The sequence below is a fragment of the Paenirhizobium selenitireducens ATCC BAA-1503 genome, from assembly GCF_000518785.1.
Classification (GTDB): Bacteria; Pseudomonadota; Alphaproteobacteria; order Rhizobiales; family Rhizobiaceae; genus Allorhizobium; species Allorhizobium selenitireducens.
Window position 1 is genome coordinate 550,752 of the sequence record NZ_JAEG01000001.1, and the last position, 25,209, is coordinate 575,960.

A 25,209-nucleotide genomic window follows, 5' to 3' on the forward strand; every position below is an offset into this window, starting at 1 on the left:
AGCAATTAAGGCGCGGTGAAATTTTCGGCAGATACCAATAATGGCCTGAACCCGTGTTTTCGACAGCGCCAAAACAATCGGCTTCGAAGAAGCTGCCGCAGAGTGCTGCGAAACCGACGCAGCACTGATGTGCGCCTTGAGGCGCAACATCAACAAACTGTGCTATGGGATTGAAATGGTGGGTGATGTAGGGCTCGAACCTACGACCCGCTGATTAAGAGTCAGCTGCTCTACCAACTGAGCTAATCACCCGACCAGCGCCTTCCGGCGGTGTGACGTGGCGTATAAACAGCATCTCCGATCTTGTCCAGCGCCGAGGCAAAAAAACTTGGCCCAAACGTCAAAAAAAATACACGGAGCGGAAAAAGCCAACGTTTTCAGAGGTCCAGAATTCCCGACGCAATCCGCACGGCCTGGCCGCCGATCCGCGCCCGGCTGATCTCGCCATCCTTGGCGTCGATGTGCAGATGGATATAGGACGGCCGCCCCATCTCGACGCCCTGTTCGACCATCAGCGGGTGGTGACCGTCGGGAAGCCCGTCGAAATGGTGGATGGCACCGGACATCGCCGCGACCGCCGAACCGGTCGCCGGGTCCTCGGCAATGCCCATGTCGGGCGAAAACATCCGGGCATGGAACTTGGCCGCGTGATGCACCCCGCCCCGGCAATAGACATAGGCCGAGGTCAGCATGCCTTCGCACAGCGGCGCGATGCGCTCCCAGAGCTGGGAATCGAAATCCAGGGTCTCGACGGCACTGAGATTATGCACCGGCACCATCACGAAGGGAACGCCGGCCCCCCAGACGGACGGCACGTGATTCTCGAAGCCGATATCGGTGGATTTGAGCGCCAGCGCGTCGGCGATGCCCTGGCGGTCGAGGGCAAGCTCGTAGCGCGTCGAAGTCTTCGGCAGATCGAATTCGGCAAAGCTCGCCTCGCCGTCGCGCAGTTTGACGGCGCAGCGCACCGGTCCGACATTCTCCTCCAGCACCGAGACGAGATCGAGCCCGCCGCTATTGTTGCCATAGGCACGCTCGGCAAGCGCCACCGCGGTGCCGACCGTCGGATGGCCGGCAAAGGGCAGTTCCCGGCCCGGCGTGAAAATGCGGATGCGGGCGGAGTGGGCGGGATTGGAGGCCTTCTGCACGAACACCGTCTCCGACAGGTTGGTCTCCGCCGCGATGGCCTGCATCGCCGCGGGCGACAGGTCCTCGCCGTCGAAGATCACCGCCAGCGGATTGCCGGCGAGCTTCTGGTCGGTGAAGACGTCGTAGATCGAATAGTGCCGCGCCAAAGGATCCTCCGGGTTCGTTGAACGATTTCGCCAGAGACTGCCCGACCTTGCCCGCGCGCGCAAGCAAGCGATGTCAGCGCGCCTCGGCGAAGAACCAGTCGAGAACCGGCAGCATGGCCGGATTGTACGGGTGCGCTGCGGGATCGGGCGAGCGGATGGCAACCGCGCCGGCGATCTCCTTCTCCTCGTCGACCTCCATATGCGCGGCAATGCGGTCAAGGATGGCGCCGGCCGGCAGATCGAAGCGGAAGAGCCGCACGATCGTCAGCCGCCGGCGGGCAAAGCTGGCGAAGAAGCGCCCGTCGGTTGCCGCCTCGCCAAGGTCGAGGCCGGTTTCCTCACGAACCTCGCGCATCATGTTGCCGGCGATGTCGCAATGCCCGTCGACGATGTCGTGCGGATCGAGCGATCCGGCGGCGCAATAGACTTGACCCGGATTGGCGGTGTGCGCGGCCATCTCGACGGCGATCAGCGCGCCGTCCGCCGAGGCGATCACCGGAAAGGCGAAGACATGGAAACCGCCCTGCCCGAGCGGCTGCCTGCGCCACCAGAGAAAGGTCGAATAGGGCACCACATAGCCCTCGCCCTCCACCACCCCGTTGCTGAGCGCCAGTCGATGCTGGAACACCATGCGGCCGTCGAACAGGGCCGGATTGGCGGCGATCTCCGCCTGCCAGTTAGCTTCCGCCGCCGCCCGATTCTCCAGGTGGAACGGATGCACGCCGTCGAGCACGCGCAGCCGCACGCCCTCCACGGGAAAGATCCGGGCCTCGGGCGGAAAGCCGGTCGCAGTATCGGCGTCGGTCTCGGACATCAAAGCTCCAGCGCCATGACGATCGGGCAATGATCTGAAGCCTTCGGCCGGTCCCAGCCGATGCGCGGGTAATGCTCCACGGCCTGGCCCGGCGGAAACGGCGTACGAAAGGGCTGGCCGTTGCGGATGATCTCCGGCGCCTTGCCGGCATTGCGGCGGGCGAGCGCCGGCGACAGCCAGAGATAGTCGAGCTGGCAAAGATGCTGCTCCTCGGGGCCGCGCGCATGATAGAGCGTCCAGCGGTCCAGCGGCTCACGCCGGCGCATGACATTCTCGGCAAAACCATCGGCGGAAAAGACGTCGAGCGCGCTTTCCAGCCCGCCTCGGGGCTCGAACCGATAGCCGGTGCGCCGGTCGCCGATCACGTCCACCCGCTCCTGGTAGTCGTTCATGTCGCCGCAGATGACGAAGTTCTTGTCGGCCGTCTGCCCCTTGCCGAAGCGCGCCTCAATGATGTGGCGGATCGCCTTGGTTTCGGCTTCCCGCACCGGCATGGTGAAGCTGCGTCCGTCGATGCCGTCGCGCCCGTTGGTCATCGATTTCAGATGCACGACATAGATGGTCAGCGGCCGTCCGCCGATCTTCAGGTCGAGTTCCAGGCAGTCGCGCTTGAAGATCTTGTCGTCGGCCTTGACGGTCGCCGCAAGCGCCGGGGTGAACAGGTCAAGGTCGCGATAGGTCAGCGCCGCATGGCTGCAGATGTCGACGATCTCGATCTTCTCGCCGTCCCGCGTCTCGTCGCGCATCATCACGCCGACATCGATGCCGCGGCTGTCATTGCCCTCGACGAGATATTTGTGCCGGTAGCCGGAGCCGACCATGCGGAACAGATAGCCGTATTCGAAGGCCTTCAGTGCCTCCATGCTGTCGACCTCCTGCAGGCACAGGATATCGGCCCCCATGTCGGCGATGGCGAGCGCCGAGAGCTGGCGGGTGTCGTCGGTCGAGGAGACGACGCGGGCCGATTCCAGCCGCTCATAGTCCTGCTCGTTGCGCACTTCGAACAGCTGCATCACCCGGTCCTGGCGCAACTGGTTGCGAAAGCCGGTGAAGTCGAACCTGGTCATCAGGTTCTCGATGTTAAACGTGCCTAGCCTGAGCGCCATGATTCTTTTCCCGTTATCCGCCTACTATAGACCAGCCTCCGTGAACGGACATATGGCGCGCGATAGCGTTGATCGATGATGCGCAATTCCGGACGAATGGCCCGGCCTACCGGCGCATGGACCGCCATGAGATAGCGGCGATGACCGCCCACACCGCCGCGCGCAGCAGCATCGCGCCTACGGTGCGCATCTCGTAGAGGCCGCCGCCGGCGACATGCAGGCCGAAGGCCGCCAGCACCAGGACGGTGGCCACGGCGATCGCGATGGACAGCCAGGCGGCCCAACTCCGGTTCAGCAGCAGCCCCAGCCCGGCCACGACATAGAAGAAGCCCGCGGCAAAGTTGAACCACAACACGAAAGGCACGGCATTGCCGACGGCCGCCCGTGCAGCCTCGCCGCCGAACAGCGCCGTACCTCCGGAGAAGATCGTCAACAGACCGAAGACCAGGCCCACGACACCCGCCGCCTTCAGCCCCCAGCCGCCTTGCCGAATCGTGTTCATGCCTTGCTCCCTTGCTGGTCTTCCAGCCGACCATCGCGCAGATGGAAAAGCCGATCGAAACGGTCGTAGATCTTCTCGTCATGCGTCACCGCCACGATGCAGGCGTCCTGCTCGGCGGCGAGCTTGCGCAGCAGATCCATGACGATCCCGGCCCGCTTGGAATCGAGCGCCGCGGTCGGCTCGTCGGCGAGAATGATGCGCGGGCTGTTGGCGAGCGCGCGGGCAATCGCCACACGCTGCGCCTCGCCGCCCGACAGCAAAGCCGGCATGGCGTCCTTGCGGTTTCCGACTTCCAGATAGTCCAGGAGTTCGATCGCCCGGCGCCTTGCCTCCCCGGCCGACTTTCCCGCCAGTTGCAGCACCAGCGCGACGTTGTCTTTGGCGTCGAGGAAGGGCAAGAGGTTGTGGAACTGGAAGATGAACCCGATCTTGTCGAGCCGCAGGCGCCTGAGGTCGTTCCTCAGCCAGCGATTTTCGTAGACCGGCTCCCCGTCCAGCCATACCCTGCCCTCGGTCGGGTCGATGATGCAGCCGATGATGTTCAGCAGCGTCGTCTTGCCCGAGCCGGACGGCCCGAGCAACGCCACGACTTCGCCGGAGCGAACCTGAAGGTCGACGCCGCGCAGGGCATCGACGCGCGTCGCCCCCTCGCCATAGTGCTTGGAGATTGCCTTGAGGTCGATGATCAGGCGGCTTTGCGGTTCGGCCATGATGTCAGCCTCCGATCGCGGTCGCGGGATCGACCTTGAGCGCAGCCCGGATACCGAGCCCGCTTGCCAAAATGCAGACCACCAGGATGATGCCGGCAAGAGCCACCGCATTGATCGGCTCCAGCAGGACGCGGCGGGGGAAATAGTCCTTGATCAACAGGATCAGCATCAGGCCGAAACCCCAGCCGACAGCGCCGAGGGCGATCGATTGCTGGACGATCAGCCCGATGATGGTGCGGTCGGGCGCGCCGATCAGCTTCAGCGTCGCGATCTGCTTCAGCTTTTCCATGGTCATGGTGTAGATGATCAGCGCGATGACGACGGCCGACACCGTCAAAAGGATACTGAGAAACAGGCCGATCTGCCGGCGCGCCCGGTCGACGACGGAGCGGACCAGCAGGTCTTCCTGTTCGGCCTGCGTCATGGCCGAAAGGTGTTTCCACTGGCGCACGGTGCGCGCCACCGCATCGACATCGGCATTGGCATCGACCCGGGCGATGACGGCAGCCACCGTATCCCCGCTCTCGCCCGTCGCGCCTCGGGCCGACTGCACCCGGGCGGCCGGCGGTGCGAGCTGCGATTGCAGCGTCTGCGCATCGGATAGCGTGACATAGAGCACGGGATCGCCGCCGGAGTTCATCGCATCCTCGACAAGTCCGACGACTTCGAAACGGTTGCGACCGAGCGCGATCCGGTCACCGATCACCAGCCCTGACTTGCGATCCGCGACCGCCTCGAAATGGCTCTGCCCGATGCCGCGTCCCTCGACGACCACCGCCGGGCCGCCGGGGTGGCCGCGCTCGTAGCCGATGATGTAGAGCCGAAGCGTCTTGCCGGCAAAGGATGCCTCGACGGTCTGGTAGGTGATGCTGCCGGCATCGCTCACCCCGTACAGGCGCGCCACGGCATCGCGCGTCTCGCCGGGGATCTTGGAGGATTCGGCGAAAGGTCCCTGCCGACCCGCTTCCACCACCCAGAGATCGGCCTTCGGCGCCCGGACGATGTTCAGCGCATCGGCCACGAGGCCGTTGTAGATCCCCATCATCGCCAGCACCACCGCCATCAGCAGGCTGAGGCCGAGACAGGTGAGCACGAAGCGAAACAGGTTGTGGCGGACATCGCGATAGGCAAGGTTCATGGCCTCGCCTCCTCGAGGATGCGCGCCGCACGTCCCTCGACAAGCCCCTTGGCGGCGGCCGTGACGACGCGGGCGCCCTCCGGCAAGCCTGCGACGATCTCGACGCGGGCATCTTCCGTGCGGTGGCCGAACGTCACCGGCACCTGCGCAAGCCTGCCGTCCATGACGACGAACACCCGCCCCTGATGGCCGTCGAAGCCGCTGATCGCCGCCTCCGGCACCAGCAGCGCCTCCGCCAACTGGTCGACCGTGATCCGCACCTCGGCCTGTTCCCCGAGAAAGGCCTGCGGCGGACACTTATCGCAGGTAATCCAGACGCGGCGCTCCTCGTTGGCGCGATCGCTCTCGATGCCGATCCGCGCCACCGTGCCGGTATAGACCTCATGCGGCATGGACCGCAGCCGGACCTCGGCGGCCTGGCCGACCGCCAGTGCGCCGGCGCGTTCCTCGTCGACATAGGCCAGCGTCCACACGGTCTTCGGGTCCATGAGCGTGTAGATCGCATCACCGGCCCGCACCACGGCGCCTGCTTCGGCGTGACGCGCGACGACCACGGCGTCGAAGGGTGCCTCCAGAGCATGCTGATTGAGCACGGCGGTTTCGTAATCCAGCGCCGCACGAGCATCGACCTCCTGCGATCTGAAGACATCCACCTCCGTCTGCGCAACGGTGAGTTCAGCGGCTGCAACCTCGACGTCGCGCTTCGCCTCCTCGGCAGTCTGGCGAGAGATCGCGTTTCGGCCGGCCAGTTCCTGCTGGCGCGTGTCGTCCGCCTGGCGTTGCGCAAGCACCGCCCGGGCCTTCTCGACATTGGCCTCCGCCTTGCGGGTGTTCGCAGCCGCCGCGGCGATCGCCGCTTGCGCACGGGCCACCCGTGCCTGTTGCGCATCCCGATGCAGGCGCGCCAGAACCTGACCGCCCGTCACGACATCTCCGCTGTCGACCGAGAGATCGGCCAGCGCACCACCGACCTCGAAGCCGATCTTCGACACGATCCGCGCCTCGACCGTGCCGAGCCCATACAGTCTCACCGCGACATTCCGCTCGATCGCCGCAACCGGTACGGCAATCGGCCGTTTGGTGAGAAACACATAGGCAAGAGCAATTGCCGCGATGACCGCCACGGCCACCAGAAGGATCCTGATCTTTCCGCCCGTCATGACTGCTTCTCCTCTGTCGTCGATCCGGTAAACAAAGCCATCTGCACGGCCAGCAGCCGCACGCCCTCCGGCTGCAGGGCAAATCCGCGCGCACCCAGCGACCAGCGCATCGCCAGGCCCTGGACGAGCGAGATCAGCAGCACCGCGCCATCGGCCGGATCGAGATCCGGGCGAACGGTGCCGGCTTTCCGCGCACGCGCCAGCTCGCCGGCGAGGATGCCGTGGAACGTCGTCATCAAGCCGACGAAGGCCTGGCGAAGCGCATCGTTTTCGACCCGCAGCTCGCGGGAAAACAGGATCGCGGGAATGGCGGGATTGGCTTCGATGAGATTCAATTGCGCCCGAACCAGCGCCGCGATCCTGCCTTCCGGCGTGGCGCTGGAGGCAAGCGCCTCGTCCCACGCCACCTTCAGCCTGTCGCTGATGTCCGCCGCGACCGCCTGCCAAAGGACCTGCTTGGTCGGAAAATGACGAAAGATCCCGGGCTGCGTCAGGCCAACGGCCTGCGCAACGGCATTGGTCGTCAGCCGGTCGGGTCCCAGTTCGTCCGCCAACCGCAGCGCGGTCGCCAATATCTCCGCCTTGCGGTCTTCCGCCGATTTTCGTGCCATCATGCGGCTCCGTAGTTAGTTATTACAAACTAACTACGCCCTCGACCCTCTTCTGTCAACGATCCGCCCCGGAACGGGTCGGCACAAGGAGACCCGCAAGATCGAACGACGTGGCAAGGGCCGACGGACAGGCAACCCAAAAAACGTCCTTCCAACCCCGCCCGTCATCATCCTATGATTGGACATCAGCATGACCGGGGGAGTTCTGCATGCGCCGTGCCTATTCATTCCTTGCCGTTCTGGCCATCGCCTTCACGACCCTGGCTCCGGCCCTGGCGGTCGCCGACAGCTACGGAGCAATCGCCTATTCGCCCTCCACCCGCGCCGACGGCTGGTCGAACTCCTTCTCCACCCGCGCCGACGCCGAGCGTCGCGCCTTGCGCGAATGTTCCGGCCGCGCCCGCGACTGCCGCGTCGCGATCTGGTTCAAGAATGCCTGCGGGGCGCTCGCCGTCGGTCAGAACGGCGGCTGGGGTTCCGGCTGGGCTTCCAACCGCAGGGGCGCCGAACTCGAGGCGATCGGCGTCTGCAACCAGTATACCGGCCGCTGCCGCGTCACCCGCTGGGTCTGCTCCGGCGCCCCTTGAGCCTCAAGCAGCGAGAGAAATTCTTGTCCGGCCCCGACCTCAGAGCCGCCAGCCGGCGTTGATCCTCACCGTCACCCGCTCGCCTTTGGCGCAGGCGACCCGGCTGTAGGCCCGAAGCTTCTGGCCATCGCCGAGCGTCAGTCTCAGCGCATAGCGCTCGCCCTCGTAGAGCACCCCCTCGACTTCCGCCGGAAGGCCGTCGCCACCGAGCAAGACGTCCTGCGGCCGCACCAGCACATCCATGTGCGCTCCCCCAGGCACCCGGTCGACCAGCCGTGTCAGGATCTCGTCCCAACCCAGATCGCGCCGCGCAGCGCCGCGCTCCGGAAGGGTGAGGATTGCCCCCTGCCCGATCAGGCCGCCGACGAGCCGGCCTTCCGGCCGCGCATAGATTTCGGCCGGCGCCGCAACCTGCAACAGCTTGCCCTCGGACATCACCGCCACATCGGTAGCCAGCGCCATGGCCTCCGCCTGGTCATGGGTGACGTAGATCATCGTCGCACCGGAACGGGCATGGAACTCGCGAAACGTCTCCTCCATCTCCTGGCGCAGATGCCGGTCGAGATTGGCGAGCGGCTCGTCAAGCAGCACCACGTCCGGCGCCGTCACCAGGCAGCGCGCCAGCGCCACGCGCTGCCGCTGACCGCCGGACAGATCCGCCGGCCGGCGCCCGGCATAGGCTTCCAGCCGCACGGCCTTCAGCGCGTCGCTCACCTTCTCCCGGTAGCGTTCGCCGGAAATGCCGCGCACCTTCAGCGGATAACCGACATTGTCGGCGACCGTCATGTGCGGCCAGAGCGCATAGGACTGGAACACCATGGCCATGTTGCGCTTTTCCGGCGGAATGACCCCACCCGCATCGGCCAGCACCCGTTCGCCAAGCAGGATCGAACCGTCGCTCGGCGTCTCGAAGCCGGCGATCATCCGAAGCACGGTCGTCTTGCCGCAGCCCGACGGTCCGAGCAGCGCCAAGAATCCGCCCTCGCGGATGTCGAGCGACACGTCGTTCACCGCCGGCTTGCCGGTGCCGTAGTCCTTGCAGAGCTTGTGGAGGATCAGTTTCGCCACGGGACGACCCCTTTCGGCAGCTTCGCCGCCATGAGTTCGAGCAGCAACATCAGCACCACGACCATCAGCACCACCAGCACGGAAAGCGCCGAGGCGAGATCGTAGGAACCGCTGTCGTCGAGATTGTAGATCGCCACGCCGAGCGTCTGGGTGCCGGCCGACCAGAGAAGGGCGGAGACGGTGAGCTCGTTGCAGGAGATGAGGAAGACGAGGATGACGGACGCGCCGGCCGCCGGTGCAATGAGCGGCACGATGATGTCGAACAGCCGCCGGTAGAAGCCCGCGCCCGAAAGCCGTGCCGCCTCTTCCAGCGCCGGATCGAGCTGGCGAAGCGCGCTGACCACGGGTTTCAGCCCGACCGCGAGGAAGCTGGCGAAATAGGCGGCGAGGATGATCCAGATCGTTCCGTAGATCGTCACGCCGATCATTGGCAAGGGTGCGGCGAAGACCAGGACGAAAGCGACGGAGATGACGATCCCCGGAAGCGCATAGGGGATCTCGATCATCGCCGACAGCAGACCCGTCCAGCGGCTCGCCCCCCGCGTCAGCGTGTAGCCGGCGAGAACGCCGATCACCAGCAGGCCGATAGCGGTGGTGCCTGCCAGGAAGATCGAATTGCCGAAAGCGGTGCGCGTCACGGTCTGACGGAACAGGATTTCCTCATAGGCGGAAAACGAGGCGGTCTTTAGCGACAGCACGACGCCGTAAGCCGGCACCAGCGAGGCAGAGACGAGCGCCGCCATGGGCGCGATCAGCATGACGAACAGCAGCAGCCAGAGGAACGCTTCAAGGGCCACACGCCAGCGACCGAGCCGAAACGTGGCCGACGCGCCGGAGAGCCCGATCACCCGGTAGTCGCGGCCCCTCAGCGCCCGCTCCTGGATCTGCAGTCCGACAACCGCCATCAGGCCGATCATCGCCGACAGCACGGCGATGTCGCCGAAGGTATTGCCGCCGAAGCTCGCGAGCCGCGAATAGATGAGGGTGGGCAGCGTGTAGATCTGTGCCGGAAGGCCGAGGATCGCCGGAATGCCGAAATTACCCACGCCCGAGACGAAGGCGATGGCCGCCCCGGCAATGATGCCCGGCAGCGACAGCGGCAGGATGATGTCCTTGAGCACGCGAAAGGGCGAGGCGCCCGCGAGCTTGGCGGCCTCGATGCCGTCGCGCGGCAAGGCGAGCAGGCCGGCCCTGAGCGACAGATAAACGAGCGGCGCATGCTGCACGCCGTAAAGCAGGGCAATGCCGCCCACCGAATAGAGCGGTTGCGGGCTTCCCATGGCCGGCGCGATGCCGAGTGCCTTCAGAAGCGGGCTCGACGGGCCGGACATGCCGACCCAGGCCAGCGCCTGCACCTGTGGCGGGATCATGGTCGGCAGCATGAAGAGGAAGCTCAGCAGCCACTTGCCGCGCACGTCGGCGAGCGTCAGCGCCAGGGCGAAGAGCCCGCCGATCAAGACCGCGGCGACCATGCCGAAGAAGGAGGTCGTGAGCGTATTGATCGCCGCCGACCAGACGCTCGGCTCGAGAACGAGCGCGAGAGCCTTGCCCGAAAGAATCGAGGAAATCCCGGCCCCGACCAGCCGGGCGAGCGGCAGAACGCAAAGGCAGGCGACGAAGGTAACGACAAAAGGAAACAGCCAGCGGGGCTGGCTGTTCGCTTTGGCAAGGGAATGCGGCATTGACCGTTTCGATCAGTTGGTGCCGAAGATACCGGAGAAGGTCTTGAGGTCTTCCTCGGTGGCCTTCAGCGCGCCAGCGGCCTGGATCGGCAGGACCTTGATGGTTTCGCGGGCCGGGAAGCCTTCCGGAACCGGCATGCCATTGCGGGCCGGGATATAGCCGAGCTTGAGGAAACCTTCCTGGCCCTTCTCCGACAGCACGTAGTCGACGAACTTCTTCGCCGCTTCGGCATTTTTGGTGGTCGACAGGATGGCGACCGGCTCGGTGACAGCGGAGACGCCCTCTTCCGGGAAGACGAACTCGACCGGCGCGCCCTTGGCCTTTTCGCGGATCGGCATGTAGTCGACGACGACGCCATAGGCCTTCTCGCCCGAGGCGACCGACTTCAGCACGGCGCCGTTGCCGCCAGCGGCAATCGCGCCATTGGCCTGCAGGGCCTTGTAGTAGTCCCAGCCGAGGCTGGACACGCCGGCCAGCGTCTGGGCGTGAATGAGAGCGGCACCCGAGGTCAGCGGGCTCGGCATGGCGACGAGGCCCTTGGCTTCCGGCTTGGCCAGATCAGCCCAGCTGGTCGGCTTCATCGCGGCGGCGGTATTGTACATGATGCCGGTGGTGATCAGCTTGGTGGAGTAGTAGGCGCCGTCGGCGTCATAGAGGCTGGCGTCGTAGTTGACGGCTTCCGGCGACTTGTAGGCCAGAAGCTGGCCGGCCTGCTTCATGCGCTCCAGCGTGACGGTGTCGGCAATCAGCAGGAGGTCGGCGGCCGGGCTGCCGGCTTCAATCTCGGCCATCAGCTTGGCCATGATCTTCGGCGTTCCATCGCGCACCCAGTCGACCTTGATGTCGGGATTTTCGGCCATGAAGCCGTCGACGGTCGCCTGCGCATCTTCGTTCGGCTGGCTGGTGTAAAGCACCAGATTGGCTGCGTTGGCGGAGGTCGCCAGAATGCCGACGGCAACGAGCGCGGAAAAGGCGGAAAGCAAATTTTTCATGGGGGGAAGCATCCTCGTAGTTCAAATGAGGCCGATGCATAACCACACGCGCTTGACAGGCATGTGACAACAGAACCGCGTTTCCGCCCCCCTGAATCGCCGCAGGCGACGGCGACGACGGCTCGCAAGTTCGAATAATCCATGAAATGCTTGACTTTTATGGGTCAGCCTCCGCCTTGTGCCAGAGGGCACGATTGAAGTTTCGGGCAAATCCTGCAATGGCGGATTTTCCACATTTTTGATGACGAGCTGAGAGTACCAACATGAAGACGGGCGGAAATTTGCGGGCGCGCTTGCGCTATGAGTTCGACAAGAGCATGGCCGGCGGCGCCGTGGCGCTGATAGGCTGGCTGGCATTGATATCGCTGGTGGTGATTTCACTTGCCGGCGCGTTTCTCGCGATCACCGGCATCGCGCCGGAGGGCGGCGAGCCCGTCAGCTTCATCGAGGGCACCTGGGAATCGCTGATGCGCACCTTCGACGCCGGCACCATGGGCGGCGACCAGGGCTGGGGCTTCCGCCTCGTGGCACTCGTCGTGACGCTCGCCGGCATCTTCGTCTTCTCCGCCTTGATCGGCGTCATCAGCTCCGGCCTTGAGAGCAAGCTCGACGAACTGCGCAAGGGCCGCTCGCGGGTTCTCGAATCCGACCACACGATCATCCTCAACTGGTCTTCCTCGATCTTCGACGTGATTTCCGAACTGGTGATCGCCAACCAGAGCCGCCGCCGTCCGCGCATCGTCATCATGGCGAACAAGGACAAGGTCGAGATGGAAGACGAGATCGCCACCAAGGTGGCCGACCTCAAGAACACCAAGATCGTCTGCCGCAGCGGCAACCCGACCGATCTCTACGACCTCGACATCGTCAATCCGCAGAACTCCCGCTCGATCATAGTGCTGTCGCCGGAAGACGAGGACCCGGATTCGCAGGTCATCAAGTCGGTGCTCGCCCTGGTCAACGACCCGAAGCGCCGCCCGCAGCCGTACATGATCGCCGCCGAAATCCGCGATGCCGGCAATGCCGACGTCGCCCGCATCGTCGGCGGCAAGGAAATGCAGATGGTGCTGGCCGACGACCTGATCTCCCGCATCGTCGTCCACACCAGCCGGCAGTCCGGCCTGTCGGCGGTCTATTCCGAACTGCTCGATTTCGACGGCTGCGAGATCTACACGATCGAACAGCCGGCGCTGGAGGGCAAGCCGTTTGCCGCCGGCGTCATGGCCTATGAGAACTGTACCCTGATCGGCCTGTGCGACCGCAACGGCAAGATCCACATCAACCCGGCCCCGAACCGCGTCATCGAGCCGGGCGAGCGCGCCGTGATCATCGCCGAGGACGACGACTCGATCCGCACCTGGAGCAACGAGATCAATCTCGCCAAGGACGCGATCCTGACGCCGGTCAAGCGCCCGGTGGGTCCGGAGCGCACCCTGGTGCTCGGCTGGAACCGCCGCGGCCCGATCATCGCGACCGAGCTCTGCCGCTACGTCACGCCGGGCTCGCATCTGACGATCGCCGCCGACACGCCGGAATTCGAGGCGGATATCGCCGGTCTTCGACTGCCGAACGGCAACATGACGATCGAGCACCATGTGATCGACACCAGCAGCCGCGCCGCCCTCGATCGCCTGAACATCCCGAGCTTCGACCACGTTCTGGTGCTCGGCTACAGCGACGACATGACGATGCAGTCGGCCGACACCCGCACCCTGATCACCCTCCTGCACATCCGCAAGATCGCCGAGGGCGCCGGCCTGCACATCAATGTCGTCAGCGAGATGACCGACGTGCGCAACCGGGAGCTGGCGGAAGTCACCCGCGCCGACGACTTCGTCGTCAGCAACAAGCTGGTCAGCTTGATGCTGGCCCAGGCCTCCGAAAACGAGTTCATGGCGGCGATCTTCGCCGAACTGCTCGACGAGGACGGCTCGGAAATCTACATGCGCCCGATCAGCGACTATGTGGCGATCGATCGCCCGGTGAACTTCTTCACCATCGCGCTCGCCGCACTCCGTCGCGGCGAGATCGCCATCGGCTATCGCCGCCAGCGCGGCGACGACGCCGACCACCGTAATCTCGGCGGCGTCACGGTCAACCCGTCCCGCTCGGAAATGCTGATCTACAGCCCGGAAGACATGGTCATCGTGCTGGCTACCGAATAGGGAACGCACGTCCCAACGCAGGACAGGGAATTGAAAAGGGGTCCGCCGCGCGATGCGACGGACCCCTTTCTCATAGTCGGTGGAGGAGTGCCGGCGACCGTCAGGCGGCGGCTGCCATGGCCCCACCGATCAGCCGGCCGAGGCGCTTGATGCCTTCGTCGATCATCTGCTCGTTGGCGCAGGAGAAGGAGAGACGCAGCGTGTTGGTGCCCGACCGGTCGGCGAAGAAAGCCTGGCCCGGAACGAAGGCAACCTTCTCGGTCTCGACCGAGCGCGCCAAAAGCTCCGCGCCGTCCAGCCCTTCCGGCAGCGTCACCCAGATGAACATGCCGCCTTCCGGCTTGGTCCAGGTGGTGCCGGCCGGCATGTAGGTGGCGAGCGCCTTCAGCATGGCATCGCGGCGCGCGCTGTAGGCGGCGCGGATCTTGGCGACCTGCGCATCGAAATGCCGTTCCGCGACATGGGCGATGGCGATCTGGTTGATCGACGAGGAATGCAGGTCCGCGGCCTGCTTCATCAGCACCAGCTTGCGGATGACCGGCATGTTCGCGACGACGAAGCCGACGCGCAGGCCGGGTGCGAGCGTCTTGGAGAAGCTGCCGCAATAGATGGTGCGCGTATCCTCGATCGAGCCCTTCTCGGCGATTTCGAGCGCCAGGATCGGCGGCACCGCCTCGCCGTCATAGCGCAGCGACTGGTAGGCCGCGTCCTCGATGATGGCGATGTCAAGTTCCTCGGCGAGCTTCAGCAGCCGTTCGCGCGTGGCCCGGTCGACAGTCTCGCCGGTCGGATTGCAGAAATCGGCAGACAGATAGGCGAACTTGACCTCGCCGCCGAGGTTTTCGGCGGTCGCCTTGTAGCTTTCCGGTGTCCGGTTGCCGAGCGTCAGCTGGTCGTAGTTCGGCTCATAGGCGTTGAAGGCCTGAAGCGCGCCGAGATAGGTCGGCCAGCTGACCAGCGCCGTATCCTTGGGCGACAGGAACAGCTTGCCGAGATAGTCGAGTGCCTGCTGCGAGCCCGAGGTGATGAAGATGTTGTCGGCCGTGCAGGCGACGCCGATCTTCTCCATCTCGCCCTTCAGCCATTCGCGCAGCGGCTTGTAGCCCTCGCTGACCGAATACTGCAGCGCGGCCGTCACCTGGTCGCCGCTGAAGATGTCGGCATAGGCCGCCTTGAATTCCTGGTCGGGAAAGAGTGCCGGGTCGGGAATGCCGCCGGCAAAGGAGATGATGTCCGGCCGTTCCAGAAGCTTCAGCAGCTCGCGGATTTCGGAAGCGCGCATGCGCGACGAGCGCGTCGCAAAGATATGGTCCCAATTCAGCACAGGGGTTTCCTCGTAGTTTTTTATGATGATGAAAAGGACCACATAAAAGGCGATATGTCAACAATGCTGACCTATCATGCTTCGCAAGATTTTGCATGTTTGGTCTGGCTTGGCCGAAATTATCGTACGCCAGATACAGGCCCTGCGCACGATTCGACTTAAAGGGGACTCACGTAACGTAAAGTGGAGACACAAGTGCCAGAACCCCGGCGCAGAAAGGATTTGCTTAAACATTCTGCATTAGCGTGACGCCATACAAAACAGAGCATTGGCCTGATGTCGGTTCCATTTCATTACCTCCTCCAGTCCGCGGTCGGCCGGGAATACGGATCCGATCGCCATGGCTGGTCGATGCTCGATGATCTTTTCGACATGTGGCCACACGTGACGGCGGCGATCGCCATTCTTCTGACGGCGCTGAACACCTACCTGTTGGGCGATCCGCAATATCTCGGATGGTGCGTGCTGGCGCTCGCGGTGCAGTTGGTCGCCAGGGCCATTGCCAAGCTGGCCTATCGACGGCGCGACCTCGCCGACACGCTCGACCGCTGGCTGCTGGTCTTCTGGTTCACCGCCTCAGGCTCCGGCCTCCTGTGGGGCCTGTCTCTCAGCCTGCTGCTGATCGATGCGACGCCGGATGCACGCGTCACCATCCTCACCGTCGGCTGCGTCATGGTGCAATCGGCCTCCGCGCGGGCCTACATGGCGCCGCTTCCCGCCCTCACGCAATCAGGCCTCATGCTCGCCATGCTGCTCGGCGTCACGGTGGCGCACGGCGATCTGCTGATCGTGCCGATCTGCGTTCTCTTCGTGCTGTTCCAGATCGCCTATATCCGCCGGCTGATCCAGCTCCGGCTGGCGCAGATGCAGGCGGAAAGCGAAAAGAACACACTGCTGAACCAGCTGGAGAGGACGAACTCCGAACTCAAGCTCGCCAATGAGCGCCTGGCGCGGCACGCCCTGACCGATGGGCTGACCGGGCTGCCGAACCGCCGGCATTTCGACCGCAGCCTGTCCGAGATGCTGGCCCGCGCCACGCGACGCCGTCAGTCTTTCTCGCTGGTGCTGATCGACGTCGACCAGTTCAAGCGCTTCAACGACACCCATGGCCACCTGGCCGGTGACGGATGCCTTGCGGCCGTCGGCAAGGCCATGGCGCAAACCATCCGCGGGACGGATGTGATCGCCCGTTACGGCGGCGAGGAATTCGCCCTGCTGCTGCCGGAGACCGGCAAGGACGCAGCCCGCGCACTGACGGAGAACCTCAGACGGGCCATAGCCGCCGTCGACCTGTCGCACCTGCCCGGCAGTCCGGCCTCGGTGACTGCAAGCCTTGGCATCGCCAGCAAGTCTGCCGACGAAATCACCAGCGCCGAGCAGCTGATCGCCTGCGCCGACGAAGCACTCTATGCCGCCAAGCACGAAGGCCGGGACTGCGTTCGCCATGCCGACGATCTCCCGCGCGAGACGACCCTGCGCGCCTGACCGCCCTGCCGACTGCGCTGGCGCTGGTTCCCCCGCCTTTGGGCCAATTGAGCACCCTCTCCAGACAATGAAAAATCCCCGGCTCGTCACCGGGGATCTTCTGATTGCGGTCGCCGTAGCGCTAAAGCGGATCTGCCTTAGTTGCGGGCCTTGTCGACCAGCTGGTTCTTGGCGATCCACGGCATCATGGCGCGCAGCTTGGTGCCGACTTCCTCGATCTGGTGGCTGTCGTTCAGGCGACGGATGCCCTTGAAGCGGGCGCCGCCGGCGCGGTATTCCTGCATCCAGTCCGAGGTGAACTTGCCGGTCTGGATGTCGGTGAGAACCCGCTTCATCTCGGCCTTGGTCTCGGCGGTGATGATGCGCGGGCCGGACACGTATTCGCCCCATTCGGCGGTGTTCGAGATCGAGTAGTTCATGTTGGCGATGCCGCCTTCATAGATCAGGTCGACGATCAGCTTCACTTCGTGCAGGCACTCGAAATAGGCCATTTCCGGCGCATAACCGCCTTCGACCAGGGTTTCGAAGCCGGCGCGGATCAGCTCGACCAGACCGCCGCAGAGGACGACCTGCTCGCCGAACAGGTCGGTTTCGCATTCTTCCTTGAAGTTGGTCTCGATGATGCCCGAACGGCCGCCGCCGACGCCGCAGGCGTAGGAGAGCGCGAGTTCGAGAGCATTGCCGGAGGCGTTCTGGTGAACGGCAACCAGGCAGGGAACGCCGCCGCCCTTCTGGTATTCGCCGCGAACCGTGTGGCCCGGGCCCTTCGGCGCGATCATGACGACGTCGAGCGAAGCCTTCGGCTCAATCAGGCCGAAGTGAACGTTGAGGCCGTGGGCAAACGCGATGGCCGCGCCGTCGCGGATATTGCCGGCGATGTCGGCCTTGTAGATGTCGGCCTGGAGTTCGTCCGGGGTCGCCATCATGATGAGGTCGCCCCACTTGGCGGCGTCGGCAACCGTCATGACCTTGAAGCCGTCGGCTTCGGCCTTCTTGATGGTCGGCGAACCGGCCTTGAGCGCGATCGCGACATTGGCCGCGCCCGAATCCTTGAGGTTCAGCGCATGGGCGCGACCCTGGGAGCCGTAGCCGACGATGACGACGTTCTTGGCCTTGATGAGATTGAGATCGGCATCACGATCGTAATAGACGCGCATTGTATGTTCCTTCCCTATGCTTGTCGGTTGTGGTGACTGTCATTGACCGGCTGGCCGGAACGGGTTGCCCCGTCGCGGCCGGCCAGAACCTTTTCCGTGCCGTAGAGCGTGAGGAAGGCACTGACCGCCTTCTCCGCCCGGGCAGCGAAACTCTTTGTCTGCGGCATGTCGCCCAGCAGCATGCGCACGTGCATGTCTGAGACGATCAGCCCGTACAGCGTCCGATAGGCTTCCTCGCCGTCGGAGAATCGCAGCAGGCCGTCGCGTTGTCCCGCGTCCAGAAGCGCCCTCGCCCGCCGGTCGATCTGCCGGCGGCCGCGCTCGAGCAACAGCGTGCCGAGCTTCGAGCCGTCGCGATTCGTCTGGCCGATCGCCAGCCGGTTGAGCGCCAGCGACACGTCGCCGGCCAGCACGTCCAGCAGGTCGTGGGCAAAGATTTCCAGATGTTCGGTGAGGCTTGCCGCCGTCAGCCGCTCTCCAGGGCGCTCGAAGGTACGAACCTTGCTCGCCTGGTAGGAGATCATTGCCGACAGCAGCCCGTCGCGATCGCCGAACCACTTGTAGAGGCTTTCCTTGGAGCAGTTGGCCGCCCTCGCCAGCCCGGCCGTCGTCAACGCCTTGTCGCCACCCTCCACCAGAAGCCTCAGGGCTTCGGCGAGAACGGCGCTTTGGCGCGGCGTGAATTCGGCGTGGGCGGATTCGGTCTGCACGATTGACATCTCTCAAGTACCGTACGGTACGGTTCTGTTTAAGGACAAATTTCGGGACCGTCAAGAGGCTTCACATCCGCTGTGCGGATCCTCCGGTTACGATTTCGACGGGCATCACATTTATTTGAACGTAATGTCCCATAACTATTTACGCGCCTGGAATGACCACCACAAGCAACACTCATCCATTTGTTTTTAATAGCATTATTCACCGCATAATCGCCAATTTTCGCTTTGCAAGGGGTAGAACCGTATGGTTCGATTGTGCGCAATCAACTCTTGCAATGAGCGAAGAAGAGGCGCAAATCATGTTCATCGAACCACACAGTTCGACCCAAACAACACAGAGTGCAAAAGGAATTTGATCATGAAAATCGCAATCGCAGCAGCGCTCGCCACCCTCGTCGCAGCACCGGCCGCCTTCGCCCTCCAGCCGATCCCGGGCTCCATCACCTATGGCGGCCACCAGGCCCAGCTCGAAAAGGCACCGGCCGGCTCCAACTTCTTCCATGTCTTCTACGGCCCGTATGGCGAGGAAGTCCGTGAAGTCTACCAGGTCAATGCCGACCGCACCGTCTCGCTGGTGGCGCGCACCGTCGCCAATAACGACTGACCCCTGCTCCCGCTGAGGACCCCCGCCCTCAGCTCCACAACCTAACGAAGACCTGATGAGTAGCTATGCCATCAGGAAATGAAATCAAGGAGACATCCCATGAAGACCATTGCAGCAACCGCCCTTCTCGCAACGCTCGTCGGCGCATCGTCGGCCTTCGCGCTTCAGCCGATCCCGGGCTCCATCACCTACGGCGACCATCAGGCCCAGCTCGAAAAGGCCCCGGTCGGTTCGAACTTCTTCCACGTCTTCTACAGCCCGAACGGCAACGAAGTCCGTGAAGTCTACCAGGTCAATTCCGACCGCACAGTCTCGCTGGTGTCGCGCGCCGTCGCCAACAACGACTGACCATCCGCCCCAGCTGAGGACACCCCGCCCTCATCAGCACAACCTCAAGAAGAACTGGTGCGCGATCACGCCATCAGAAAATGCAAACAAGGAGACATCCCATGAAAATCGCAATCGCAGCAGCGCTCGCTACCCTCGTCGCAGCACCGGCCGCCTTCGCCCTCCAGCCGATCCCGGGCTCAATCACCTATGGCGGCCACCAGGCCCAGCTCGAAAAGGCACCGGCCGGCTCCAACTTCTTCCACGTCTTCTACGGTCCCAACGGCAACGAGGTCCGTGAAGTATACCAGGTCAACGCCGACCGCACCGTTTCGCTTGTCTCGCGCACCGTCGCCAACGACGACTGAACGCCCGGCCAGCAACAAGAACAGGCCCCGAAGCGCAAGCTCCGGGGTCGTAATTTTTTGCGGTTCCCGCCCCTTGTCCCATTTTTGGCGTTTGGCGAAGAGGGCTCCCGGCGCTATTGCATGGAGTGCCCGCAACAAGGAACCGCACCGATGCAGCCGCGCCGAACCGCCCTCCTCCTCAGCCTCGCCCTTCTCGCCGCGCCGCAGCTCGCCGCCGCCAAGGAAAACCGCTGCGGCTGGATCCAGAATCCGACGCCGGGCAATTACTGGCTCGACGACTCCGAGGGCATGTGGGTCCTGCTGACCCAGGGCTCGGACGAAGAGCCGCTCGGCATGGAGAACTTCCCCGACATCTCGACCGGCGACTATGTCGCCTCGAACGGCAATTACGGCTACACCTGCGGCTGCATCCAGGCCGAGACCGAACGCAGCACCGACAGCCAGGAAGCCGCCGCCGGCCGGATCACGGCGATCTACGGCGTGAAGCTGCTGCCGCTGAAGAAGTGCCTCGCCGATCCGGCCCTGCCGAAGCCGGAGTGAGCTATACGGCGTGGTCGACCGGCACGGCCAACCCCGCCTTCAGCGTTTCCATCGAGATGAAGGCCGACACGTCGAACAGCTCGATCCGCTTCACCAGGCGCCGGTAGACCACGTCATAGTGCTCAACGCGCGGCAGTACGATCTTCAGGAGATAGTCGTAGGAGCCGGTCAGCCGATGCGCCTCGACGATCTCGGCGAGATCGCTGATCGCCCGGCGAAAGCTCTCAATCCACTCGTCCGAGTGATGCGCCGTCTTGACCAGTGCGAAGACCGTGGTCGGCACGCCGACCCGCTCGCGGTCCAGCACCGCGATGCGCCGCTCGATATGGCCCGTCTCTTCCAGCCGCTGGATGCGCCGCGAACAGGCGGACGGCGACAGCGACACGCGCTCGGCAAGTTCGGCGATGGGAACCGAGGCGTCCCGCTGCAATGCATCCAGAATCTTCCGATCGCGATCGTCGAGCATTTGAGACCCACCTTATAGAATGTTGATGCATTCAATGTGCAGGATCCGGACGGATCACGCAATTGGCGCGCGTCACCCTCTGCACTTTTCGCGAAAAATGCAAACCGTTTGCCCGAAGGCTTGGCCATAATCCCCGACACCAACCAGGGGAACAAGACCATGAAGACAATCGGCCTGATCGGCGGCATGAGTTTCGAGAGCACGGCGGTCTACTATCGCCTCATCAACGAGATGGTCCGCGCCGAGCTCGGCGGCATCGCCTCGGCGGAAGTCCTGATGCACTCGGTCAACTTCGCCGAGATCGTCGGCTACCAGAAGGCCGGCCGGTGGGATCTTGCCGAGAAACGCCTTGCCGACTGCGCGCTCGGGCTTCAGGCTGCCGGCGCCGACTGCATCCTCATCTGCACCAACACCATGCACCTCGTCGCCGACGGCATCGCCGCCCGCCTCGAGGTTCCGCTCCTGCACATCGTCGACGAGACCGCAGCCGCCATCAAGGCCTCCGGTTTCCGCCGTCCCTTGGTGCTCGCCACCCGCTATACGATGGAACATGGGTTCTACACCGACCGCATGCGCGCGCTTGGCCTTGATCCGCGCGTGCCGGATGCCGAGGACCGCACGATCGTCCACGACGTGATCTTCGAGGAACTCTGTGCCGGCACGGTGAAGGAAACCTCGCGCGAGGCCTATATCGCCATCATCGAAAAGGCCAGGCTGGCCGGCGCCGATTGCGTCATCCTTGGTTGCACGGAAATCTGCCTGCTGCTCGATGCCGATGCGCTGCCCCTGCCGGGCTTCGATTCGACCACCATCCATGCGCGCGCCGCGTCCGCCTTCGCGCTCAGCGCCGCACCTGCGATGCGCGTCGCCATTTAGTTGACGGCGTCCACAAACTGATTGTCGAAATGGAATTGCCATGCTAGCGATCGGACCTCACGAAGAGGTCCGATCCATGCCCGAATCCACAGACGCCACGACCATCGAGGCGATGCGCGCCTTCAACCGGTTCTACACCGACCGGATCGGCATCCTCGACCGCGCCTATCTCAAGGCCGACTACACGCTGGCGGAGGCCCGCATCGTCTATGAGATCGGTACGCGGGGACAGGTCCTCGCCGTGGAACTCGTACGCGACCTGCGCCTCGACCCAGCCTATCTCAGCCGCATATTGAAAAAGTTCCGCGAGCGGGGTCTCGTCCTCGTCGCACAAGACCCGACCGACGGCCGAAGCCAGCGTCTATGCCTCACCGACAAGGGGAGGACCGAATTCGGGACGCTGGCCGAGCTGTCCCGCAGCCAGTTGCGTCAGATGGTGGCGCCGCTCGGTAAGGACGAGCAGGCCGCCCTCGTCGCGGCGATGGCGACCATCACCCGCCTGATCGAGCCGCAGGAGCGCGCCGATGCCGCCCCGATCCTGCGCCCGCACCGTCCGGGCGACCTCGGCTGGATGATCCAGTCGCAGACCGAGTTCTATGTCGGCACATTTGGCTGGAACGGGCGCTTCGAGGCGCTGGTCAGCCGGGTCGCCGCCGATTTCCTCGAGCGCTACGACGCAAGACGCGATCATTGCTGGATCGCCGAGCGTGCCGGCATCCGCATCGGTTCCGTAATCGTGATGGACGGCGGAAACGACATCGCCAAGCTGAGAATGCTCTATGTCGACGGATCGGCCCGCGGCCTGGGCCTCGGCAAGCTTCTGGTCGAGCAGTGCGTGCACTTCGCCCGCAATGCCGGCTACCGCCAGCTCACCCTGTGGACCAACGACATCCTGCATACGGCCCGCCACATCTACGTCGCCGCGGGCTTCCGGCTCGTCGCCGAGGAGCGGCACACGATGCTCGGACCTGAACTCAACGGCCAGACCTGGACGCTCGACCTCTGACGGCAGAAAACCTCAGGCGTTGCGCTCGTCGAAGCTACGGCGGGCATCCTTTACGGACAGATAGTTCGTCTCCGCCCATTCCAGCAGAACGCACAGTGCCTTGAACAGCGAATGCCCGAGATCCGTCAGGCGATATTCGACGCTCGGCGGTTTGGTCGGGAACACCGTGCGCAGCGCATAGCCGTCGCGCTCCAGGTCGCGCAGCGTCTGGGTCAGCATGCGCTGCGAAATGTCAGGCACCAGCCGACGAAGTTCGCCGAAGCGATAGGGCTTTTCCGACAGCGCCTGCAGGATGAGGGTCGACCATTTGCCGCCGATGTGATCGATCACCGTGCGCACCGGGCAGTTCTCCAGCTTGGGTCCGTCACCCCCGTATCCGGCGAGTTTTTCTTCAAAACGGGTGATGGCGACGGTCATGGCAGTTCCCTATCGGTAAGGTGGGCACCAAAAACTGCCTTCTTTACAAGCGCTCGTCAATCTCCAATTTAGCGTAACTCTCATTTTGAGAGCAGCTATTCGTTCGGCAGCACCTGCCGCCATCGCCAAAGGAAAGACCATGAGCAAGATCCTCGTCACCGGCGCCGCCGGCCATCTCGGCCGCCTCATCATCAAGCATCTGATCGAAAGCCAGAAGGTAGCCGCTACCGACATCGTCGCCGGCAGCCGCGACACCGCCAAGCTCGCCGACCTGGCGGCCCTCGGCTTGGAACCGCGCCGCGTCGATTTCGACGACAAGGCCTCGCTCGAAGTCGCGTTTTCCGGCATCGACCGCCTTCTGATCGTCTCCACCGACGAACTCGGCACGCCGGGCAAGCGCCTAGCGCAGCACAGCGCCGCCGTCGAGGCCGCCAAGACCGCGGGCGTCGGGCGCATCTTCTACACCTCCATGCCGCAGCCGGAAGATTCGGAGATCACCTTCAAGGGCGATCATCTGGGAACGGAACAGGCGATCAAGGCTTCCGGCCTCGCCTACACCATCTTCCGCAACGGCTGGTACATGGAGAACCTGTTCATGAGCCTGCCGCAGGCGATCGTCAGCGGCCACTGGTACACCTCGGCCGGCAATGGCCGGATCGCCCATATCGCCCGCGAAGACATTGCCCGCGCCATTGCCGCAGGCCTCGCCAAGCCGGCAGAAGGCAACGTCACCTACACGCTGACCGGCGAGACGGCCTATACGACGGAAGAGATCGCCGCCCTGGTGCGCGACGTGACGGGCAAGCCGCTCGCCGTCGTCAACCTGACCGATGCGCAGCTGTCCGAAGGCATGGCCGCCGCCGGCGTTCCGGCACCCTTCATCCCGACCTTCGTGTCCTTCGACGCCAATACGCGCGAAGGCAAGATCGCCATGGCGACGGCCGATGCCGAAACCCTGTCGGGCGCCAAGCGCATGACGCTGAAGGCCTTCCTTGAGGTCAACAAGGCCGCCCTCGGCTGAACAGCCCCCCGGGGCCGGACGATCCGATGCGCGGGACCGCCTTCCGCCGTCAGATCTTCTGGCCGCAGGCATGGCGGAAACGGCGTACCGTTTCCGCCATGCCGAACTCCAGTGCATCGGCCGTCAGGCCATGGCCGATGGAAACTTCAGCCAGCTTCGGAATACGCTTGATGAGTGCCGGAAGGTTGGCGACTGTCAGGTCGTGGCCGGCATTGACGTCGAGACCGACGGAAAGCGCGGCATCGGCCGTGCGACCGAGAAGATCGATTTCTTCGGCAGCTCTCTCCGGATTGTCGTAGCAGCCGCCATAAGGACCGGTGTAAAGCTCGATCCGGTCGGCGCCCGTCTCGCGCGCCTGTTGCACCGCCTCGGCATTGCCGTCGCCGTCGGCAAACAGCGAAACCCGCATGCCCCTGCCCTTCAGCCGCGCAACGACCTCGATCAGGAACGACCGGTGTCTGGCGAAGTCCCAGCCATGGTCCGACGTGGCCTGGCTCGGATCGTCCGGCACGAGCGTCACCTGCTCCGGCTCGGTCGCCTCGCACAGCGACAGAAATTCCTCCGTCGGATAGCCCTCGATATTGAACTCGGCCTGCGGGAACTCATCGTCGATCAGCGCCCTGAGCACGGGCAGGTCGGTGAAGCGGATATGCCGCTGGTCCGGTCGCGGATGAACCGTCAGGCCACTGGCGCCGGCTTGAAGCGCGATGCGGCCGAGATGGGCGACGTCCGGCCACGGCAGATCGCGGCGGTTGCGCAGCATGGCGATGGCATTCAGGTTTACGGAGAGCTTTGCGGGCATTCGGCGGTATCCATGAAGGGTGGCAATCGTCCAGACCTCATTTAGGCGATCACGCAAGGGAAGGCCAACGAGAATCACATATGATCCCATTGACGATACTGATGGATGCGCCGGACCACCCCCTGCGCCTCTGAAATCCCCCCTATTTCCGGTATTGACCGCCCATTGCGACTGCGATTCTCAAGTTTTGCTTTGTGCCATCCGTCACACTCGCTAAGTTGCGATGCAGCAGTTTCACCCAGAACGGATTGCACCTCGTGGCACCT

Annotated in this window: 27 protein-coding genes and 1 tRNA gene; 10 read left to right on the top strand and 18 right to left on the bottom strand. The window is 64.1% G+C overall.

All coding sequences use genetic code 11. From position 1 onward, the window contains the following. Positions 1-176: 176 nt before the first annotated feature. From L867_RS0102705 to L867_RS0102745, 9 genes are all read right to left on the bottom strand, one after another. Positions 177-252, bottom strand: a tRNA-Lys gene (locus L867_RS0102705). A gap of 125 nt (positions 253-377) precedes the next feature. Continuing rightward, positions 378-1,295: a PhzF family phenazine biosynthesis protein gene (locus tag L867_RS0102710; RefSeq protein ID WP_028735456.1), complete on the bottom strand. Its 918-nt coding sequence runs from the start codon at positions 1,293-1,295 to the stop codon at positions 378-380. 73 nt (positions 1,296-1,368) lie between these two features. Beyond that, positions 1,369-2,109 carry a DNA mismatch repair protein MutT gene (locus L867_RS0102715; RefSeq protein WP_028735457.1) on the bottom strand — a complete coding sequence of 247 codons (741 nt, stop codon included), beginning with the start codon at positions 2,107-2,109 and terminating at the stop codon, positions 1,369-1,371. Next, entirely contained in the window at positions 2,109-3,215 is a 1,107-nt protein-coding gene (locus L867_RS0102720; protein ID WP_028735458.1) for an endonuclease/exonuclease/phosphatase family protein, read from the bottom strand. Before L867_RS0102720 ends, L867_RS0102715 begins: the two co-directional genes overlap by 1 nt. A 106-nt stretch (positions 3,216-3,321) precedes the next feature. Next, on the bottom strand, positions 3,322-3,717 hold the full coding sequence (locus tag L867_RS0102725) for a hypothetical protein (RefSeq protein WP_037172356.1): 396 nt from the start codon (positions 3,715-3,717) through the stop codon (positions 3,322-3,324). Next, positions 3,714-4,427, bottom strand: coding sequence for an ABC transporter ATP-binding protein (locus L867_RS0102730; RefSeq protein ID WP_028735460.1), 714 nt, complete (start codon positions 4,425-4,427; stop codon positions 3,714-3,716). Before L867_RS0102730 ends, L867_RS0102725 begins: the two co-directional genes overlap by 4 nt. A gap of 4 nt (positions 4,428-4,431) precedes the next feature. Then, positions 4,432-5,565 carry an ABC transporter permease gene (locus L867_RS0102735; RefSeq protein ID WP_028735461.1) on the bottom strand — a complete coding sequence of 378 codons (1,134 nt, stop codon included), beginning with the start codon at positions 5,563-5,565 and terminating at the stop codon, positions 4,432-4,434. After that, positions 5,562-6,725, bottom strand: coding sequence for an efflux RND transporter periplasmic adaptor subunit (locus L867_RS0102740; protein WP_028735462.1), 1,164 nt, complete (start codon positions 6,723-6,725; stop codon positions 5,562-5,564). Before L867_RS0102740 ends, L867_RS0102735 begins: the two co-directional genes overlap by 4 nt. Further along, positions 6,722-7,336, bottom strand: a complete 615-nt coding sequence (locus L867_RS0102745) for a TetR/AcrR family transcriptional regulator (protein WP_037172358.1) — start codon at positions 7,334-7,336, stop codon at positions 6,722-6,724. Before L867_RS0102745 ends, L867_RS0102740 begins: the two co-directional genes overlap by 4 nt. A 209-nt stretch (positions 7,337-7,545) precedes the next feature. Here L867_RS0102745 and L867_RS0102750 point away from each other — a divergent pair, with 209 nt between their 5' ends. Further along, the gene (locus tag L867_RS0102750; protein ID WP_028735464.1) at positions 7,546-7,923 is read left to right on the top strand and encodes a DUF4189 domain-containing protein; all 378 of its coding nucleotides are present in this window, start codon (positions 7,546-7,548) and stop codon (positions 7,921-7,923) included. Between the two features lie 39 nt (positions 7,924-7,962). On the opposite strand, the gene L867_RS0102755 is transcribed toward L867_RS0102750, so the two are convergent. The 3 genes from L867_RS0102755 to L867_RS0102765 are packed head-to-tail and all read right to left on the bottom strand — an operon-like array spanning position 7,963 to position 11,666. After that, on the bottom strand, positions 7,963-8,991 hold the full coding sequence (locus tag L867_RS0102755; RefSeq protein ID WP_028735465.1) for an ABC transporter ATP-binding protein: 1,029 nt from the start codon (positions 8,989-8,991) through the stop codon (positions 7,963-7,965). Next, entirely contained in the window at positions 8,979-10,673 is a 1,695-nt protein-coding gene (locus L867_RS0102760; protein ID WP_028735466.1) for an ABC transporter permease, read from the bottom strand. The genes L867_RS0102755 and L867_RS0102760 overlap by 13 nt, the downstream gene beginning before the upstream one ends. Before the next feature lie 12 nt (positions 10,674-10,685). Then, positions 10,686-11,666, bottom strand: a complete 981-nt coding sequence (locus L867_RS0102765; protein WP_028735467.1) for an ABC transporter substrate-binding protein — start codon at positions 11,664-11,666, stop codon at positions 10,686-10,688. A gap of 263 nt (positions 11,667-11,929) precedes the next feature. Between L867_RS0102765 and L867_RS0102770 the strand changes: the two genes are divergently transcribed. Then, complete coding sequence (locus tag L867_RS0102770) at positions 11,930-13,831, top strand: CASTOR/POLLUX-related putative ion channel (RefSeq protein WP_028735468.1); 1,902 nt, start codon at positions 11,930-11,932, stop codon at positions 13,829-13,831. 100 nt (positions 13,832-13,931) lie between these two features. On the opposite strand, the gene L867_RS0102775 is transcribed toward L867_RS0102770, so the two are convergent. Continuing rightward, the gene (locus L867_RS0102775; RefSeq protein ID WP_028735469.1) at positions 13,932-15,155 is read right to left on the bottom strand and encodes an aminotransferase-like domain-containing protein; all 1,224 of its coding nucleotides are present in this window, start codon (positions 15,153-15,155) and stop codon (positions 13,932-13,934) included. Positions 15,156-15,431: 276 nt separating this feature from the next. On the opposite strand from L867_RS0102775, the gene L867_RS26285 reads away from it, so the two are divergent. Continuing rightward, positions 15,432-16,640 carry a GGDEF domain-containing protein gene (locus L867_RS26285; RefSeq protein ID WP_051438774.1) on the top strand — a complete coding sequence of 403 codons (1,209 nt, stop codon included), beginning with the start codon at positions 15,432-15,434 and terminating at the stop codon, positions 16,638-16,640. 137 nt (positions 16,641-16,777) lie between these two features. Here L867_RS26285 and ilvC read toward each other — a convergent pair whose 3' ends face one another. Together ilvC and L867_RS0102790 are read right to left on the bottom strand one after the other, a co-directional pair. Further along, a complete protein-coding gene (gene ilvC, locus L867_RS0102785; protein WP_028735470.1) occupies positions 16,778-17,797 on the bottom strand; it encodes a ketol-acid reductoisomerase in 1,020 nt (339 codons plus the stop codon). Between the two features lie 14 nt (positions 17,798-17,811). Further along, positions 17,812-18,516: a TetR/AcrR family transcriptional regulator gene (locus L867_RS0102790; protein WP_028735471.1), complete on the bottom strand. Its 705-nt coding sequence runs from the start codon at positions 18,514-18,516 to the stop codon at positions 17,812-17,814. 358 nt (positions 18,517-18,874) lie between these two features. Between L867_RS0102790 and L867_RS0102795 the strand changes: the two genes are divergently transcribed. The 4 genes from L867_RS0102795 to L867_RS0102810 all read left to right on the top strand — a co-directional run bounded on the left by L867_RS0102795 (position 18,875) and on the right by L867_RS0102810 (position 20,355). Beyond that, on the top strand, positions 18,875-19,120 hold the full coding sequence (locus L867_RS0102795) for a hypothetical protein (RefSeq protein ID WP_028735472.1): 246 nt from the start codon (positions 18,875-18,877) through the stop codon (positions 19,118-19,120). Between the two features lie 99 nt (positions 19,121-19,219). Further along, positions 19,220-19,468, top strand: coding sequence for a hypothetical protein (locus tag L867_RS0102800; RefSeq protein ID WP_028735473.1), 249 nt, complete (start codon positions 19,220-19,222; stop codon positions 19,466-19,468). Positions 19,469-19,569: 101 nt separating this feature from the next. Next, positions 19,570-19,815 carry a hypothetical protein gene (locus tag L867_RS0102805; protein ID WP_028735474.1) on the top strand — a complete coding sequence of 82 codons (246 nt, stop codon included), beginning with the start codon at positions 19,570-19,572 and terminating at the stop codon, positions 19,813-19,815. A 150-nt stretch (positions 19,816-19,965) separates the two neighbouring features. Further along, positions 19,966-20,355 carry a DUF4087 domain-containing protein gene (locus L867_RS0102810; RefSeq protein WP_028735475.1) on the top strand — a complete coding sequence of 130 codons (390 nt, stop codon included), beginning with the start codon at positions 19,966-19,968 and terminating at the stop codon, positions 20,353-20,355. A gap of 1 nt (position 20,356) precedes the next feature. Here L867_RS0102810 and L867_RS0102815 read toward each other — a convergent pair whose 3' ends face one another. Then, positions 20,357-20,821 carry an Lrp/AsnC family transcriptional regulator gene (locus tag L867_RS0102815; RefSeq protein WP_028735476.1) on the bottom strand — a complete coding sequence of 155 codons (465 nt, stop codon included), beginning with the start codon at positions 20,819-20,821 and terminating at the stop codon, positions 20,357-20,359. Positions 20,822-20,980: 159 nt separating this feature from the next. Between L867_RS0102815 and L867_RS0102820 the strand changes: the two genes are divergently transcribed. Both L867_RS0102820 and L867_RS0102825 read left to right on the top strand, forming a co-directional pair. Next, positions 20,981-21,697, top strand: a complete 717-nt coding sequence (locus L867_RS0102820) for an aspartate/glutamate racemase family protein (RefSeq protein ID WP_028735477.1) — start codon at positions 20,981-20,983, stop codon at positions 21,695-21,697. Positions 21,698-21,773: 76 nt separating this feature from the next. Further along, the gene (locus L867_RS0102825; protein WP_028735478.1) at positions 21,774-22,703 is read left to right on the top strand and encodes a bifunctional helix-turn-helix transcriptional regulator/GNAT family N-acetyltransferase; all 930 of its coding nucleotides are present in this window, start codon (positions 21,774-21,776) and stop codon (positions 22,701-22,703) included. A 12-nt stretch (positions 22,704-22,715) separates the two neighbouring features. Here the strand turns inward: L867_RS0102825 and L867_RS0102830 are convergent, their stop codons facing one another. Continuing rightward, positions 22,716-23,120, bottom strand: a complete 405-nt coding sequence (locus tag L867_RS0102830) for a winged helix-turn-helix transcriptional regulator (protein ID WP_028735479.1) — start codon at positions 23,118-23,120, stop codon at positions 22,716-22,718. Between the two features lie 139 nt (positions 23,121-23,259). Between L867_RS0102830 and L867_RS0102835 the strand changes: the two genes are divergently transcribed. Further along, positions 23,260-24,141 carry an SDR family oxidoreductase gene (locus L867_RS0102835; protein ID WP_028735480.1) on the top strand — a complete coding sequence of 294 codons (882 nt, stop codon included), beginning with the start codon at positions 23,260-23,262 and terminating at the stop codon, positions 24,139-24,141. A 49-nt stretch (positions 24,142-24,190) separates the two neighbouring features. On the opposite strand, the gene L867_RS0102840 is transcribed toward L867_RS0102835, so the two are convergent. Further along, positions 24,191-24,943, bottom strand: a complete 753-nt coding sequence (locus L867_RS0102840) for a pyridoxine 5'-phosphate synthase (protein ID WP_028735481.1) — start codon at positions 24,941-24,943, stop codon at positions 24,191-24,193. Positions 24,944-25,209: the final 266 nt, after the last annotated feature.

Bases quoted from the DNA above. Each gene is read 5' to 3' on its own strand.
- L867_RS0102715 (WP_028735457.1), bottom strand. From the start codon at position 2,109: ATGTCCGAGACCGACGCCGATACTGCGACCGGCTTTCCGCCCGAGGCC.
- L867_RS0102720 (WP_028735458.1), bottom strand. From the start codon at position 3,215: ATGGCGCTCAGGCTAGGCACGTTTAACATCGAGAACCTGATGACCAGG.
- L867_RS0102725 (WP_037172356.1), bottom strand. From the start codon at position 3,717: ATGAACACGATTCGGCAAGGCGGCTGGGGGCTGAAGGCGGCGGGTGTC.
- L867_RS0102730 (WP_028735460.1), bottom strand. From the start codon at position 4,427: ATGGCCGAACCGCAAAGCCGCCTGATCATCGACCTCAAGGCAATCTCC.
- L867_RS0102735 (WP_028735461.1), bottom strand. From the start codon at position 5,565: ATGAACCTTGCCTATCGCGATGTCCGCCACAACCTGTTTCGCTTCGTG.
- L867_RS0102740 (WP_028735462.1), bottom strand. From the start codon at position 6,725: ATGACGGGCGGAAAGATCAGGATCCTTCTGGTGGCCGTGGCGGTCATC.
- L867_RS0102745 (WP_037172358.1), bottom strand. From the start codon at position 7,336: ATGGCACGAAAATCGGCGGAAGACCGCAAGGCGGAGATATTGGCGACC.
- L867_RS0102750 (WP_028735464.1), top strand. From the start codon at position 7,546: ATGCGCCGTGCCTATTCATTCCTTGCCGTTCTGGCCATCGCCTTCACG.
- L867_RS0102760 (WP_028735466.1), bottom strand. From the start codon at position 10,673: ATGCCGCATTCCCTTGCCAAAGCGAACAGCCAGCCCCGCTGGCTGTTT.
- L867_RS0102765 (WP_028735467.1), bottom strand. From the start codon at position 11,666: ATGAAAAATTTGCTTTCCGCCTTTTCCGCGCTCGTTGCCGTCGGCATT.
- L867_RS0102770 (WP_028735468.1), top strand. From the start codon at position 11,930: ATGAAGACGGGCGGAAATTTGCGGGCGCGCTTGCGCTATGAGTTCGAC.
- L867_RS26285 (WP_051438774.1), top strand. From the start codon at position 15,432: ATGTCGGTTCCATTTCATTACCTCCTCCAGTCCGCGGTCGGCCGGGAA.
- ilvC (WP_028735470.1), bottom strand. From the start codon at position 17,797: ATGCGCGTCTATTACGATCGTGATGCCGATCTCAATCTCATCAAGGCC.
- L867_RS0102790 (WP_028735471.1), bottom strand. From the start codon at position 18,516: ATGTCAATCGTGCAGACCGAATCCGCCCACGCCGAATTCACGCCGCGC.
- L867_RS0102795 (WP_028735472.1), top strand. From the start codon at position 18,875: ATGAAAATCGCAATCGCAGCAGCGCTCGCCACCCTCGTCGCAGCACCG.
- L867_RS0102800 (WP_028735473.1), top strand. From the start codon at position 19,220: ATGAAGACCATTGCAGCAACCGCCCTTCTCGCAACGCTCGTCGGCGCA.
- L867_RS0102805 (WP_028735474.1), top strand. From the start codon at position 19,570: ATGAAAATCGCAATCGCAGCAGCGCTCGCTACCCTCGTCGCAGCACCG.
- L867_RS0102810 (WP_028735475.1), top strand. From the start codon at position 19,966: ATGCAGCCGCGCCGAACCGCCCTCCTCCTCAGCCTCGCCCTTCTCGCC.
- L867_RS0102815 (WP_028735476.1), bottom strand. From the start codon at position 20,821: ATGCTCGACGATCGCGATCGGAAGATTCTGGATGCATTGCAGCGGGAC.
- L867_RS0102820 (WP_028735477.1), top strand. From the start codon at position 20,981: ATGAAGACAATCGGCCTGATCGGCGGCATGAGTTTCGAGAGCACGGCG.
- L867_RS0102825 (WP_028735478.1), top strand. From the start codon at position 21,774: ATGCCCGAATCCACAGACGCCACGACCATCGAGGCGATGCGCGCCTTC.
- L867_RS0102830 (WP_028735479.1), bottom strand. From the start codon at position 23,120: ATGACCGTCGCCATCACCCGTTTTGAAGAAAAACTCGCCGGATACGGG.
- L867_RS0102835 (WP_028735480.1), top strand. From the start codon at position 23,260: ATGAGCAAGATCCTCGTCACCGGCGCCGCCGGCCATCTCGGCCGCCTC.
- L867_RS0102840 (WP_028735481.1), bottom strand. From the start codon at position 24,943: ATGCCCGCAAAGCTCTCCGTAAACCTGAATGCCATCGCCATGCTGCGC.